Consider the following 14,409-nt stretch of genomic DNA (forward strand, 5'->3'; position numbering starts at 1 on the left):
ACAAAGTGATGAGTAAACTGGATAACCAGCAATTAGCAAAGATTCGAACTATGGTGCCTGAGATGCGCCGAGTCGAACGAATTCACTTTGTTGGTATTGGTGGTGCTGGCATGAGCGGCATCGCAGAAGTATTGGTTAACGAAGGTTACCGTATTAGTGGTTCTGATATTGCACCCAATGCCGTGACCAATCGTCTAACCGCAAAAGGCGCGGAAATCTTTTTTGGTCATGCGCCTGAAAATGTCACTGGCGCCAGTGTGGTTGTGGCATCAACGGCTATCAACAAACAAAATCCAGAATTATTAGCCGCAACAGAGTTACGTATTCCTGTTGTGCGCCGTGCTGAAATGCTGGCTGAGTTAATGCGTTACCGTCATGGTATTGCGATTGCGGGAACGCATGGCAAAACCACTACCACCGCACTGACGACACAGATTTATTCTGAAGCGGGTCTTGATCCAACGTTTGTTAACGGCGGTTTAGTTAAAAGTGCTGGAACTAATGCGCGTTTAGGTTGTAGTCGGTATTTAATCGCTGAAGCAGATGAAAGCGATGCGTCATTTTTACACTTACAACCAATGGTGTGTGTAGTCACTAACATTGAAGCTGATCATATGGATACTTATGGTGGCGACTTTGAAGTGTTAAAACAAACCTTTATTGATTTCCTCCATAACCTGCCATTTTATGGTTTAGCGGTAATGTGTATTGATGATCCAGTGGTACGTGAATTATTACCACGTGTTGGTCGTCCAATGTTGACTTATGGTTTTGCTGAAGATGCCGATGTGCGCTTAGTTAACTATACTCAAACGGGCCAACAAGGTCATTTTACGGTATTGCGTAATGATAAGCCGGCATTGAATATTACGCTTAATATTCCAGGTAAACACAACGCATTGAATGCAACGGCTGCAATTGCAGTGGCAACTGAAGAAGGTGTCAGTGATGATGCTATCATGCGCGCTTTAGTTGAATTTGAAGGCACAGGGCGTCGTTTTGATCACTTAGGTGAGTTTGAAACGGGTAATGGTAACGTGATGCTGGTGGATGATTATGGTCATCACCCAAGCGAAGTGGATGTTACTATTCAAGCTGCACGTGCAGGTTGGCCTGATAAGCGTTTAGTGATGATATTTCAGCCCCACCGCTACAGTCGTACCCGTGATTTATACGATGATTTTGCTAATGTATTAGAGCAAGTCGATGTGCTAGTGATGCTGGATGTGTATGCTGCGGGTGAAACCCCGATTGCTGGTGCTGATAGTCGTTCGTTGTGTCGTACAATCCGTTCACGCGCGAAAATTGATCCTATCTTTGTGCCACAAGCAGAGCATTTGCCTGCAGTATTAGCCAATATTATCCAAAATGATGATTTGGTTCTGACACAAGGCGCGGGTGATGTTGGCAAAATAGCCCGCCAATTGGCTGAATTACAGCTGAATATTCCAGCTATGCGTCAAGATGCTTAATTGGTATTTTTTGCTTTGATCGAGAGCATAAACACCGATCACTGGCTGTAAAAGGGTAATTCCAGTGCCAGTGATCGCTATTTTTTGCGATTTCTCGACAAATAGATAAATTTATTGTCAGGTTATGCTCGGAAAACGCCTTATGAGTGTTGGAGTGGGTCGAGTTGCTCGGTATAATCGTTTAACTTTGCTCGTTATACCTGACTGAGCGCACCATCATAAAATACCTTTATGGAATGGTTTGGCTTAAATGGTAAGGTAAATAGACACGCGATGACTGAACAAGTCGTAAATAAAGAGCATATATCATCCTCTCCTCGTGGTTTGAAGCGTTGGGGCGGATTAGCGTTTTTTCTCTTTGTCATTGGTTTTACGGTTTGGCTTGTCAGTGCTACCAAAGACTGGATGACAGATGCAAACCGATTACCCTTGTCAAATTTAGTCATTCAAGGGCAGCTACATTATCTGACTAAAGATGATGTCAGACAGTCAATTTTACATCTTCATCATCTGGGTAGTTTTATGACCCAAGATGTAAATAGTATTCAAGCATCCGTCGAGGCATTGCCTTGGGTTGCTCAAGCTGCTGTACGTAAACAATGGCCGAATACCATTAAAGTGTTTTTGGTTGAAAATCAACCTGTCGCTGAATGGAACGGAACCTATTTAGTTAATCGTGCAGGGGCTGTTTTTAAAGCACCAGCATTGCAAGTGGCAGGATTAGGGTTAACCAACCTGATTGGCCCGAAAGGCAGTAGCGAAGAAGTTTTAGCTGGATTGCGTGAAATGCGTCCGGTACTGAAAAAAGCGGGTTTTGGGATTGCGTCATTATCATTTAATGAACGTCGTGCTTGGCGCGTGGTATTAACAAACGGCATTAGACTTGAATTGGGGCATGACGCTCGAATGCAACGTATAAAACGTTTTATCGAGATTTATCCTGAGTTATTAAAGCAGGGTAAGCCGATTGATTATGTAGATTTGCGTTATGATACTGGCGCAGCTGTGGGTTGGAAAACAATGCCGGAGTATGATAAACATGCGCCGGATAAAAAATAAGAGCGTGCACTGATGACTAAGGCTGCAGATAAAAAACTCATAGTTGGTCTTGATATCGGCACTTCCAAAGTTTGCGCTTTGGTTGGGGAGGTCCTACCTGATGGCAATGTTAATGTCATTGGTGTGGGTAGCAGCCCATCACGCGGAATGGATAAAGGTGGGGTTAATGACCTCGAGTCAGTAGTAAAGTCAGTTCAGCGTGCTGTTGATCAGGCTGAACTCATGGCTGATTGCCAAATTGGTTCCGTGTGTTTATCGCTATCAGGTAAACATATTAGTTGCCAAACAGAAAAAGGCATGGTGCCTATTTCTGATAAAGAAGTGACTCAAGATGACGTCGATAATGTTATTCATACGGCGAAATCAGTAAAAATAAGCGATGAGCAACGTACGTTGCATGTAATTCCTCAGGAATTTGCGATTGATTACCAAGAGGGCATTAAAAACCCAGTTGGTTTATCAGGTGTTCGTATGGAAGCAAGTGTTCATTTGATCACTTGTCATAACGACATGGCACGCAACATCGTTAAAGCAGTAGAGCGTTGTGGTTTAACTGTTGATCATCTGATTTTCTCAGGATTAGCAGCAAGCCATGCTGTACTGACCCCAGATGAGCGTGAGCTCGGCGTATGCGTGGTCGATATCGGCGGCGGTACAATGGATCTTGCCATTTGGTCTGGTGGCGCATTACGTCATGCGGAAGTAATTCCCTATGCTGGTAATGTTGTGACTAGTGATATTGCTTATGCGTTTGGTACACCGCCGGGTGACGCTGAAGATATTAAAGTGAAATACGGTTGTGCACTGAGTGAATTGGTGAGCAAAGATGCTAAGGTTGATGTACCGAGTGTTGGTGGTCGTCCATCTAGAAGCTTGCAAAGTCAAACACTAGCAGAAGTAATAGAGCCTCGATATAGTGAATTGCTAGGGTTAGTAAATCAAAAATTACTAACCGTACAAGATCAATTGCGAGAGGCTGGTGTTAAACACCACCTAGCAGCGGGCATCGTCCTTACCGGGGGCGCTGCGCAAATGGAAGGTTTAACTGAATGTGCTGAGCGGGTTTTCCGCAATCAAGTACGTATTGGTCAGCCTCTTGATCTGAGTGGATTGACTGACTATGTTCAGGCTCCACCCTATGCTACTGCAGTAGGATTACTGCACTACGGAAAGGATAGTCAATCATTTGATGAAAATGCACAAGAACCGAAACGCTCGGTAACTGGGCTATTTTCACGAATCAGTGGTTGGTTCGAAAAGAATTTTTAAACCTGATGCGAACAGGATAACGGAGAGAACAAATGTTTGAACCGATGATGGAAATGTCTGATGAAGCTGTAATTAAGGTCATTGGCGTTGGCGGCGGCGGCGGTAATGCAGTCGATCACATGGTACGTGAGTCTATTGAAGGCGTGCAGTTCATTAGTGTTAACACTGATGCACAAGCTCTTCGTAAAACAAGCGTAAGTACTGTTATTCAAATCGGTGGTGATATCACTAAAGGTTTGGGTGCGGGTGCAAACCCACAAGTGGGCCGTGATTCAGCGCTAGAAGATCGTGAAGCAATCAAGAAAGAGCTTGAAGGCTCTGACATGATCTTCATTGCAGCGGGCATGGGTGGTGGTACCGGTACTGGTGCTGCACCAATCATTGCTGAAGTAGCGAAAGAGCTTGGTATTCTTACTGTTGCTGTTGTGACTAAACCATTTAGCTTCGAAGGTAAGAAGCGTATGGCATTTGCAGAGCAAGGTATTGATGAGCTTTCTAAGCATGTTGATTCATTAATTACTATTCCTAACGAAAAGCTACTTAAAGTACTTGGTCGTGGTATCACATTACTTGATGCCTTTGCGAAAGCAAACGACGTACTTAAGAATGCGGTTCAAGGTATTGCTGAGCTAATCACTCGCCCAGGCATGATCAACGTCGACTTTGCGGACGTACGTACCGTAATGTCGGAAATGGGTCATGCAATGATGGGTAGTGGTGTTGCTGCTGGTGATGACCGTGCTGAAGAAGCTGCTGAAATGGCAATTTCTAGCCCATTACTAGAAGATATCGATCTTGCTGGCGCACGTGGTGTTTTAGTTAACATTACTGCTGGTATGGATATGCGTCTAGACGAATTCGAAACTGTGGGTAACACAGTTAAAGCATTCGCTTCTGATAACGCAACTGTGGTTATCGGTACATCACTTGACCCAGATATGACTGATGAGCTACGTGTAACCGTAGTGGCAACAGGCATTGGTAAAGAGTGTAAGCCTGATATCACATTAGTAACGTCATCAAAACCAGCCCCTGCTGTTGCACAGGAAAAACCTGCTGCAATCGCTGAAGAGAAGCCTGTTGAAACTCAACAAGCTAAAACTCAGGGTGCAGATCATGACTACTTAGATATCCCTGCATTCTTGCGTAAGCAAGCGGACTAAAATAGCCAACATATTGATTGTGGCGGCTAATTTAGCTGAGTAAGAGTTGCATCTTTTGTTTCACCACAAAAGATGCTCTTTTGTATCCGCAGTGAATTATTTTGGATATTTTTTAGGTTATGGTATGATAAGTGTTCAATTCACCAATTCGGTGTTGAGAATAGTTTCTATTCACCTAATAAGTTTGCAAGCAAAAGTTTGTTTAACCGTTGAGATATAAAGCAGATGATCAGACAACGTACACTTAAAAGCATTGTGCAGACGACTGGCGTGGGCCTCCACTCTGGACGTAAAGTGACGCTTATCCTGCGTCCTGCAGCCGCAAATACTGGCGTGATTTATCGCCGTACTGACCTTAATCCACCTGTGGATTTCCCTGCAAATGCAGACTCAGTGCGCGATACCATGTTATGTACCGCTCTTGTGAATGAACAAGGCGTGCGCATTTCAACTGTTGAGCACTTGAATGCTGCACTAGCCGGTATGGGTATCGATAATGTGATTATCGAAGTTGATGCACCTGAAATTCCTATTATGGATGGTAGCGCAAGCCCATTTATTTACCTGCTTCAATCAGCAGGTATTGATACGCTAAATTCGCCAAAGCGTTTTTTACGTATTAAAAAGCCTGTTCGCATTGAAGATGGCGACAAGTGGGCGGAACTCGTACCTTATAACGGTTTCCGTCTCGATTTTGCTATCGACTTTAACCACCCTGCGATTGATTCAGATCAGCAGCGTCTAGTGTTAGATTTTTCAAGCCAGTCTTTTGTTAAAAAGATTAGCCGTGCACGTACTTTCGGTTTCATGCGCGATATCGAATACCTTCAGTCACAAAACTTGTGTCTTGGTGGTAGCTTTGATAACGCAATTGTACTGGATGACTACCGTATCCTGAACGATGACGGTTTGCGTTTTGACAATGAACTTGTCACTCACAAAGTATTGGATGCCATTGGTGACCTTTACATGTGTGGTCATAATATCATTGGTGAAATGCGCGCTTATAAATCAGGTCATGCGCTGAACAACCAACTACTGCGTGCAGTATTGGCTGATCAAGAAGCCTATGAGTGGTCAACCTTTGAAGATGAGCGTGAAGTGCCGGTCACTTTTGCTCAACCGGGTATGGTATTGGCGTAAATCACGCAACTACCTTGTATTAAAAAACGCCGAGCATATTTGTTCGGCGTTTTTGTATCTGCTATTTGTGATTTAGCTGGTTTTCTTTTTCGCCAACTTTGCTAACCGTTCAAGGCAAGCTTTGACTTTATTCGGTGCATTTTCAGCGGTGGCTAATAAATGTTGTGCAGCCACATCACTGATTGGCTTTTGAATAATATCGGGAATTTTGTCTTGCTTACGAATCGCGACTGCCGCAAGAGCGGGGTTTACCTTTACTTCAATATCACGCAATTTAGGTAATAGCTTCTCGCGTAATTTGATCATTAATTGATAACGTTCATAATTGAGTCGCATTGACCATGCCGCGGATGCCGTTTCAATGATCAGCACTCCTTGACGGTAATTACTGACACGACAATGCTCGGCACAATTGAGATGGGATTTTACTGCGCTATCAAGTTTACTTAACGCCGCCGCCCGTTGTTGAATCGATGTTAGACCATCACTATCAAGTAGATGTGCTGCGGTTTGTGGACGATGATCTCTCATGATTTTAGTTCCTGAATATGCAACAGAATAAAAATGTCACTTTTGCGGATATGATCTTAATTTTTCAAAGATAAAAACATTTGCTGTGGCTTTTATCATAGGCGATGACACTAATATGACTTATCATATCAGGCATATAGGTTAGTATATGTTGAATGATATGTCTGCCTGGCAACAGCAAGCATTGGATTTTTTGTACTGAAGCGGCAATAAATTGTATTAGTTTAGCATTGAGCGTGATGCTTTTTGCTAGGATAGTAATGTTAGCCCTTGAAAAGCGACTATCGCGACACAATATCAATATTACACGTTTTAGGATTAACCTCTTAGTCACCGTTGTGACGATTCCTATGGGATAGGGATGGCTTAGGTCCCCCAAGGAATGAAACCCGAATTAAGCGATTCAGCAATAGAAACGCTGATATAACAAAGAGAAAACGGCATCACCATGTTATCAAAACTACTGACTAAAGTTATCGGTAGCCGTAACGACCGCACTCTGCGTCGTATGCGCAAAATTGTTGATCAAATCAATAAGCTAGAACCTCAGTTTGAAAGCCTACAAGATCATGAGCTGCAAGCAAAAACAGCTGAATTTCGTGAGCGTTTAGATCAAGGCGAAACGCTAGATCAACTACTACCAGAAGCCTTTGCGACTGTTCGCGAAGCATCAAGCCGTGTCTATGGCATGCGTCACTTTGACGTCCAGCTACTGGGTGGCATGGTTCTAAATGACTGCAAAATTGCTGAAATGCGTACTGGTGAGGGTAAAACTCTTACTGCAACATTGCCGTCATACCTTAACGCTCTTACCGGTAAAGGTGTTCACATCGTAACAGTGAACGACTACCTAGCCGCGCGTGATGCCGAAACCAACCGTGAATTATTTGAATTCCTCGGCATGACTGTTGGCGTTAACGTACCAAATATGTCACCGCAAGCGAAAAAAGAAGCTTACGCCGCCGATGTACTTTACGGTACTAACAACGAATTTGGTTTTGATTACCTACGTGACAACATGGCATTCCGCCCTGAAGATCGTGTTCAACGTGAACGCTTCTTCGCGGTTGTCGATGAAGTTGACTCCATCCTAATCGATGAAGCGCGTACACCGCTGATTATCTCAGGCCCAGCTGAAGATAGCTCAGAAATGTACATCAAAGTGAACAAGCTAATCCCGTTATTGGTACGTCAAGATAAAGAAGACAGTGCCGATTACCGTGGTGAAGGTCACTACACCGTTGATGAAAAATCAAAGCAAGCGCACTTTACCGAAACGGGTCAAGAATTCATTGAAGAATTGTTGATTACCAACGACATTATGGCAGAGAACGATACCCTTTATTCTCCAGCTAATATTAGTTTACTACACCACGTTAATGCCGGCTTACGTGCACACGTGTTGTTTGAAAAAGACGTCGATTATATTGTGCAAGACGATGAAGTTGTCATTGTCGATGAGCATACTGGCCGTACTATGCCAGGTCGTCGTTGGTCTGAAGGTCTTCACCAAGCTGTTGAAGCGAAAGAAGGCGTTAAGATTCAAAACGAAAACCAAACCTTGGCATCGATTACCTTCCAGAACTATTTCCGTTTATACGAAAAATTATCTGGTATGACAGGTACAGCGGATACTGAAGCGTTTGAATTCCAGTCTATTTATAATCTAGATACGGTAGTGCTACCGACTAACCGTCCAATGGCACGTATTGATAACGGCGATTTAGTCTACATGACTGAAGCTGAAAAATTTGCCGCGATCAGTGAAGATATTACCGAGCGTGTTAAAAACGGTCAGCCATGTCTTGTCGGTACTGTGTCGATTGAAAAATCAGAGCTGTTATCAAACGCACTGAAAAAAGCCGGTATCAAGCACAACGTATTGAATGCGAAATTCCACGAAAAAGAAGCAGACATCATCGCTGAAGCGGGTGCGCCAAGTGCGGTAACTATCGCAACTAACATGGCCGGTCGTGGTACCGATATCATGTTGGGTGGTTCATGGAAATCAGATGTTGAGAAGTTAACTGATCCAACGGCTGAGCAAATTGCTAAAATTCGTGCTGATTGGCAAATCAAACATGATGCTGTATTAGCATCGGGTGGTTTACACATTCTTGGTACTGAGCGTCATGAATCACGCCGTATCGATAATCAGTTACGTGGTCGTGCTGGTCGTCAGGGTGATGCAGGTTCTTCTCGTTTCTATCTTTCAATGGAAGATGGCCTAATGCGTATCTTCGCCTCTGATCGTGTTTCAGGCATGATGAAGAAGCTGGGTATGGAAGAAGGCGAAGCGATTGAGCACCCATGGGTATCAAAAGCTATCGAAAATGCGCAACGTAAAGTTGAAGGTCGTAACTTTGATATTCGTAAGCAATTACTTGAATTTGATGATGTGGCTAACGATCAGCGTCAGGTAGTGTATGAACTACGTGATGAGTTGATGAATGCGAACGATATCAGCGAAATGATTGAGCACAACCGTGAAGACGTGTTAAATGCCATCATTGATAACTACATTCCGCAGCAATCGCTAGAAGAAATGTGGGATATCGACGGTCTAGAAGCGCGTCTAAAAGAAGACTTTGATTTAGAGCTACCAATCAAACATTGGTTAGACACTGAAGATAAGCTTTATGAAGAAGCGCTGCGTGAACGTATCATCGAAAAAGCATTTGAGCTATACCGTGAAAAAGAACAAGTTGTTGGCGCTGAAGTGCTACGTAACTTTGAGAAAACGGTTATGCTGCAAAACCTCGATACATTATGGAAAGAACACCTAGCGGCGATGGATCATCTTCGTCAAGGTATTCACCTACGTGGTTATGCACAAAAGAACCCTAAGCAAGAGTACAAGCGTGAGTCGTTTGAACTGTTTGAAGAGATGCTTGATAACTTAAAGAGTGATGTTGTTTCTATCCTAAGTAAGGTACGAGTACAGCAGCAGGAAGAAGTTGATCGCATGGAAGAAGAACGTCGTCAAATGGCAGAAATGCTAGCGCGTCGTCAACAATTCCAACATCAAAATGCTGACAATCAGATTGTTGATGAATCATCTCAAGCAGAAGACGATGGCCATCAAGGTACGTTTGAACGCGAAGAGCGTAAAGTCGGCCGTAATGAGCCTTGTCCATGTGGTTCTGGTAAGAAATACAAGCAGTGTCACGGTAAGATCGACTAAGATCGCCGTTAAGCTGTAATAAAAAAGGTCGCTTTTGAGCGACCTTTTTTTATGGCTGTAATTTTTAGTGTAAGAAACCTACCGTCATTCCCTACAGTGAGGTTACGAACGAGATAGGGAATCTACTATTCATACGCCGTAGAGTTAATATTATTTTTGGTATCTGTTAGGCTCAAGCTCATTGTGAGTAGATCCCGGATAATTTCGTACCTCAATTTCCGGGATGACGGAATAAATTATCCCCCATAAACCTCAACTATCTTCGCCAATACCGCCATATTAGCCTCAGGGAATGGGTATTGCTCAAGATCATCAATGGCGACCCACAATCCGGCTTGGCCTTCATTACCACATGCTTCACCTGTGAATGCTGTGATGGCGAAAAAATCAAACTGTAAGGCTTTATCAGGGTAATCATGAGCAAGGCTAATCAATGGCGTTAGCGTAGTGACTTGAATCCCTACTTCCTCGTTAAGTTCACGAATAACCGCTTGTTCAGCAGTCTCATTGGCTTCTACTTTGCCGCCTGCAAATTCCCATAATCCACCTTGATGAGCATTGGCGTGGCGACGAGTAATGAAGATGTGATCTTGGGTTGAATTTAAAATGATCCCTGCTGCGATCCAAACACGTTTTTTAGGCATAACTTCTTTTGACATAAGATCGTACCTACATAAAATCAGACAAGAAAAATATTGTTATTAAAAAGGGCGAGCTAATGTTGACATTGGCTCGCCTTTAATCAGTTATCCGTTACTTTGTCGCTGAATGAAGAGTTAGTAGGTATCTTCTGACCAACCGTCGGCATCTGACATATCAGGTGCACCCGCAATGGATTTCTCTTCATCTGCCCACTCACCAAGATCGATCAATTGGCAGCGTTTACAGCAAAATGGACGGTATGGACTTTGTTCGCCCCACACTACATCCGTTTTACAGGTTGGGCATTTCACCACTGTCGGTTGAGATTGTGACATAGTTACCTCAGCAAATAGCTAGTTTAAAGTCGATATTACTTGCCACTGTCGAGCCTTCTTCATAAGGAGAAAAGCGAATAGAGAAGTGGCTGCGATGACCTGATACTACAGGATAAACACCATAGCTTGCATCGATTTCAATACGAAGTAAACACGATAGGCTTGCATCATTTTGGAAAAAACCATTATGTGCTGATTGTGGTTGGTATTGTGCTGATTGACGGACTAAGTGTAGCCATAGCTTGAGTGCTTCATCGACTTCAGCTAATTGGTCAAGCCATGCTTGAGTCGTTTGTTGACGTTCTTCTAATGGCATTTGACGCCAAAAGTGCAGCGCTGGCAGATCAAAACTACAAGTGCCACCAGGAATTGAGAAACGTTGACGAATCGAGCTTAGAAAACGATCTTCACGCAGGCTTTGGCCCAAACGTGGTGCAGCTAATAAGTTTTTCTGAGCATGACTCATGTTATCGAGTAATGATTGAATCGCGGTTGGATCAACACCGTCATAGTCTAACCATGCTTTTAATTTAGTGCTTTGCTTATCGAGCGCTTTCGCAAGATCAGTTTTAACTGGAATTTGTTCTATTAACTCTAACAGATCAAATAAGGCATTAAAGAAAATCGTATATTGCCATGGGTCGCTAAGGTCGCTGCTGTCATGTAATTGTTTGAGTAAGTGTTCTAGGCGTAGGTAAATACGCACTTTTTCATTGAGAGGGTGTTCATAGCGATGTATTTGCATAACGGAAACCAGTGGAAGCCAAAAAATAATGAATGCGCGCTAAGCGTTATTTTGCTGCTTGCGCTAGAGCAAGATAATGCAGATGTAGCTGAGCAACTTGCGTCAACAGTGCCTGATTATCACCGTTATTACAAATGATATCATCGGCAGCATCGAGCCGTTGTTGGCGCGAAGCTTGCGCTGCAAGAATATTTTTTATTTGCTCAAGCGATACATTGTCTCGCTGCTGGGTACGCATTATCTGTGTTTGTTGGTCAACGTCAACCACCAGTAATCGATCGGTTAGGGTTTGCAGGTTATTCTCGATCATTAACGGCACAATCAGCAGACAATACGGCGATGTAGCACGCTCTATATCAGCTAACATCTTTTCACGTATCAACGGGTGAAGCAGTTGATTGAGCCAGTTTTTGAGTTGTGGATCACTAAAAATAGCGGTTCTTAATTGGCTACGATCAAGGTTGCCATCGCTTAGCAGTATGTGATTACCGAATTTTTCCGTGATGCGGGCTAAACCGACACTGCCGACTGCCACTACTTCACGGGCGATAATATCGGCATCAATTAAATCGATGCCATAGTCAGCAAACATATTGGCAACGGTTGTTTTACCACTGCCAATACCACCAGTTAAACCAATTACAATTGTCATCAATCAGAATCCTAAATAAGAGCCAACATACCAATTTAAAATTGGTTGGCCCCATAGCATAGCAATCCAGCCAGCGACAGCAAGGTATGGTCCAAAAGAGAACGGGGTTTGTTGATCTTCCTGCTTGATACGTAGCATGATAATGCCGCATATTGCGCCGATAAGAGAGGAAAGTAGCACCACAAATGGCAATAATGACCAGCCTACCCATGCGCCAATCGCCGCCAGTAGTTTAAAATCACCATAGCCCATGCCATCTTTTTTGGTCAGTAATTTAAACGCCCAAAATACCGACCACAGCGATAAATACCCCGCCATTGCGCCAATAATAGAATCAGTTAATGAAACCGGACTGATACCACTTAAGGCCAATAAAATACCCGCCCACATCAATGGTAGCGTGATTTGATCCGGCAGTAGCATTTTGTCGATATCAATAAAGGTCAGCGCGATCAGAGCAAAGCTTGCGCCTAAAACAGCAACTGCCCACCAAGTTGGCGGCAACATAAGCGCGACGGTTAGGCTAATAATCGCGGTCAGAAGTTCAATTGCGGGATAGCGCTTACTGATCGGCGCATGACACTCGCGGCATTTGCCTTTTAATACTAACCAGCTAATAAGCGGAATATTTTCTAGCGCACTGATAGCATGATTGCAGTGGGGGCACCGAGAACGGGGAACGCTGAGATTAAATGGCGTTGGATCATTTTGAAGCGGTACATCAAGTTCAGGAAAGCAATCATGGCATTCTTGACGCCACTGACGTTCCATCATGATCGGTAGCCGATAAATAACTACATTTAAAAAACTACCAATCAACAACCCAAAAATCGTGGCAAACAGTGGATACAGCCACGGGTAATAACTCAGTACAGCCATGCAATACTCTCTTAAAAAATACATTTGATAACGTTAATGTCACGGCTATTGATTGGAGTGTAATTACCCTATAACGCTCATTAGCGTAAAGATAGGCATGTACATCGCGACTAATAAACCACCGATAATGATACCAAGAATAATGATAATAAACGGTTCCATGATTTGGCCCAGATTATCAACAGTATTATCGACATCATCTTCGTATAACTGAGCCATTTTATTGAGCATATCATCAAGTGCCCCCGATTCTTCACCAATCATCACCATTTGCAACATTAATTCTGGAAAAACATCGGCTTGACGCAGGGCTAAGTATAAAGGCATACCGGCAGCGGTACTGTTATAAACTTCATCAATCGCTTGTTCAATGTAAAGATTATTACTGGTTTTTCCCGCCGATTGAATGCCCGTTAATAGCGGAATACCAGCATTAAAGGTAGTGGCGAGAGTGCGAGCAAAACGAGAAATGGTCGCTTTAAGTAATACTCCACCAACAATTGGCAGCTTTAGGCTCAGCTTATCGACGCGATAATGAAAACCATAATACTGGCGATAGCAATAACGGTAGATGATGATGGTCAGCACAATGCCACCGCCAAGATAATAGCCATAATCAATGAGAAAGTCTGAAGCCTTCATGACTTGGCGCGTAAACCATGGCAGTTCCGCGCCAAAGCCACTGAAAATAGCCGCAAATTGAGGAATAACAAACACCAGCATTAATACTGTTACTAAGATAGCGGTGATAGAGACCATCGAAGGGTAGATCATCGCTTTGATGATCTTTTTTCGCATAGCTTCGGCTTTTTCACGATACACCGCAATGCGACCAAATACTTGTCCAAGGTGGCCGGTTTGCTCACCCGTATCGACCAAGTCACAATAAAATTTATCAAACAATGGCGAGCTAGAGCGCATTGCTTTGGCTAATGATGATCCGGCTTCAACTTGATTGGTTACCTGAATTAGGGTGGCGCGCATTTCTGCTTTGTGGTGACTGTTAGCCATTAAGGTTAATGCTTGTACTACAGGAACGCCTGATTCAACCATGGTCGATAATTGACGCGTCACCATGGTGACATCTTCGGGCTTCATTTGGTTACGAAGTCGATCTAAGGTGCCGGGAGAGGTGCGTTTGATCTTTTTAATATTGATCATTTGCTCGGTGAGCTGATGACGGACTTCTTGTTCTTGAAATCCCATTGTGACCCCTGAGACTTTACGTCCGGCTTGATTGATGCCCCGCCATTGGTAGTAACGAATTTTAGTGGCAGCAACCATAAGAGATCCTTTTTAAAAATACAGTGATGGAAAGTAAAGTCGAGTGATGTT

Annotated in this window: 13 protein-coding genes; 6 read left to right on the forward strand and 7 right to left on the reverse strand. The window is 43.5% G+C overall.

What is annotated here, in order from left to right:
• Positions 1 to 8 precede the first annotated feature (8 nt).
• The 5 genes from murC (at position 9) to lpxC (ending at position 6,106) form a co-directional block, all read left to right on the forward strand.
• Positions 9 to 1,472, forward strand: coding sequence for a UDP-N-acetylmuramate--L-alanine ligase (murC, locus tag C9I86_RS12155; protein WP_080158312.1), 1,464 nt, complete (start codon positions 9 to 11; stop codon positions 1,470 to 1,472).
• Between the two features lie 273 nt (positions 1,473 to 1,745).
• The gene (locus C9I86_RS12160) at positions 1,746 to 2,531 is read left to right on the forward strand and encodes a cell division protein FtsQ/DivIB (protein ID WP_080158311.1); all 786 of its coding nucleotides are present in this window, start codon (positions 1,746 to 1,748) and stop codon (positions 2,529 to 2,531) included.
• Between the two features lie 12 nt (positions 2,532 to 2,543).
• Complete coding sequence (ftsA, locus tag C9I86_RS12165; RefSeq protein WP_080158310.1) at positions 2,544 to 3,800, forward strand: cell division protein FtsA; 1,257 nt, start codon at positions 2,544 to 2,546, stop codon at positions 3,798 to 3,800.
• Positions 3,801 to 3,832: 32 nt separating this feature from the next.
• Positions 3,833 to 4,963, forward strand: coding sequence for a cell division protein FtsZ (ftsZ, locus tag C9I86_RS12170; RefSeq protein ID WP_080158309.1), 1,131 nt, complete (start codon positions 3,833 to 3,835; stop codon positions 4,961 to 4,963).
• A gap of 225 nt (positions 4,964 to 5,188) precedes the next feature.
• Positions 5,189 to 6,106 carry a UDP-3-O-acyl-N-acetylglucosamine deacetylase gene (gene lpxC, locus C9I86_RS12175; RefSeq protein ID WP_045028092.1) on the forward strand — a complete coding sequence of 306 codons (918 nt, stop codon included), beginning with the start codon at positions 5,189 to 5,191 and terminating at the stop codon, positions 6,104 to 6,106.
• A 72-nt stretch (positions 6,107 to 6,178) separates the two neighbouring features.
• Here lpxC and C9I86_RS12180 read toward each other — a convergent pair whose 3' ends face one another.
• Positions 6,179 to 6,637 carry a DUF721 domain-containing protein gene (locus C9I86_RS12180; protein ID WP_107276461.1) on the reverse strand — a complete coding sequence of 153 codons (459 nt, stop codon included), beginning with the start codon at positions 6,635 to 6,637 and terminating at the stop codon, positions 6,179 to 6,181.
• A gap of 448 nt (positions 6,638 to 7,085) precedes the next feature.
• Here C9I86_RS12180 and secA point away from each other — a divergent pair, with 448 nt between their 5' ends.
• Positions 7,086 to 9,821: a preprotein translocase subunit SecA gene (gene secA, locus C9I86_RS12185; protein WP_080158307.1), complete on the forward strand. Its 2,736-nt coding sequence runs from the start codon at positions 7,086 to 7,088 to the stop codon at positions 9,819 to 9,821.
• A gap of 236 nt (positions 9,822 to 10,057) precedes the next feature.
• On the opposite strand, the gene mutT is transcribed toward secA, so the two are convergent.
• From mutT to C9I86_RS12215, 6 genes are all read right to left on the reverse strand, one after another.
• Positions 10,058 to 10,465: an 8-oxo-dGTP diphosphatase MutT gene (gene mutT, locus C9I86_RS12190; protein WP_107276500.1), complete on the reverse strand. Its 408-nt coding sequence runs from the start codon at positions 10,463 to 10,465 to the stop codon at positions 10,058 to 10,060.
• Positions 10,466 to 10,597: 132 nt separating this feature from the next.
• A complete protein-coding gene (gene yacG / locus C9I86_RS12195; RefSeq protein WP_080158306.1) occupies positions 10,598 to 10,798 on the reverse strand; it encodes a DNA gyrase inhibitor YacG in 201 nt (66 codons plus the stop codon).
• A 7-nt stretch (positions 10,799 to 10,805) separates the two neighbouring features.
• Positions 10,806 to 11,543, reverse strand: a complete 738-nt coding sequence (zapD, locus tag C9I86_RS12200; RefSeq protein WP_080158305.1) for a cell division protein ZapD — start codon at positions 11,541 to 11,543, stop codon at positions 10,806 to 10,808.
• A 46-nt stretch (positions 11,544 to 11,589) separates the two neighbouring features.
• Positions 11,590 to 12,195 (reverse strand): dephospho-CoA kinase, encoded by a 606-nt coding sequence (coaE, locus tag C9I86_RS12205; protein WP_080158304.1) that lies wholly within the window; start codon positions 12,193 to 12,195, stop codon positions 11,590 to 11,592.
• 3 nt (positions 12,196 to 12,198) lie between these two features.
• Complete coding sequence (locus C9I86_RS12210; RefSeq protein ID WP_107276462.1) at positions 12,199 to 13,074, reverse strand: A24 family peptidase; 876 nt, start codon at positions 13,072 to 13,074, stop codon at positions 12,199 to 12,201.
• 63 nt (positions 13,075 to 13,137) lie between these two features.
• Entirely contained in the window at positions 13,138 to 14,358 is a 1,221-nt protein-coding gene (locus C9I86_RS12215; protein ID WP_107276463.1) for a type II secretion system F family protein, read from the reverse strand.
• Positions 14,359 to 14,409 lie beyond the last annotated feature (51 nt).

The organism is Photobacterium sp. NCIMB 13483, from assembly GCF_003025475.1.
In the GTDB taxonomy this organism is placed as follows: domain Bacteria; phylum Pseudomonadota; class Gammaproteobacteria; order Enterobacterales; family Vibrionaceae; genus Photobacterium; species Photobacterium piscicola.

What these genes read in the sequence shown, in the direction of transcription:
- ftsA (WP_080158310.1), top strand. Translation starts at nt 2,544, where the DNA reads ATGACTAAGGCTGCAGATAAAAAACTCATAGTTGGTCTTGATATCGGC.
- yacG (WP_080158306.1), bottom strand. Translation starts at nt 10,798, where the DNA reads ATGTCACAATCTCAACCGACAGTGGTGAAATGCCCAACCTGTAAAACG.
- C9I86_RS12180 (WP_107276461.1), bottom strand. Translation starts at nt 6,637, where the DNA reads ATGAGAGATCATCGTCCACAAACCGCAGCACATCTACTTGATAGTGAT.
- coaE (WP_080158304.1), bottom strand. Translation starts at nt 12,195, where the DNA reads ATGACAATTGTAATTGGTTTAACTGGTGGTATTGGCAGTGGTAAAACA.
- murC (WP_080158312.1), top strand. Translation starts at nt 9, where the DNA reads ATGAGTAAACTGGATAACCAGCAATTAGCAAAGATTCGAACTATGGTG.
- C9I86_RS12215 (WP_107276463.1), bottom strand. Translation starts at nt 14,358, where the DNA reads ATGGTTGCTGCCACTAAAATTCGTTACTACCAATGGCGGGGCATCAAT.
- C9I86_RS12210 (WP_107276462.1), bottom strand. Translation starts at nt 13,074, where the DNA reads ATGGCTGTACTGAGTTATTACCCGTGGCTGTATCCACTGTTTGCCACG.
- mutT (WP_107276500.1), bottom strand. Translation starts at nt 10,465, where the DNA reads ATGCCTAAAAAACGTGTTTGGATCGCAGCAGGGATCATTTTAAATTCA.
- ftsZ (WP_080158309.1), top strand. Translation starts at nt 3,833, where the DNA reads ATGTTTGAACCGATGATGGAAATGTCTGATGAAGCTGTAATTAAGGTC.
- zapD (WP_080158305.1), bottom strand. Translation starts at nt 11,543, where the DNA reads ATGCAAATACATCGCTATGAACACCCTCTCAATGAAAAAGTGCGTATT.
- C9I86_RS12160 (WP_080158311.1), top strand. Translation starts at nt 1,746, where the DNA reads ATGACTGAACAAGTCGTAAATAAAGAGCATATATCATCCTCTCCTCGT.
- secA (WP_080158307.1), top strand. Translation starts at nt 7,086, where the DNA reads ATGTTATCAAAACTACTGACTAAAGTTATCGGTAGCCGTAACGACCGC.
- lpxC (WP_045028092.1), top strand. Translation starts at nt 5,189, where the DNA reads ATGATCAGACAACGTACACTTAAAAGCATTGTGCAGACGACTGGCGTG.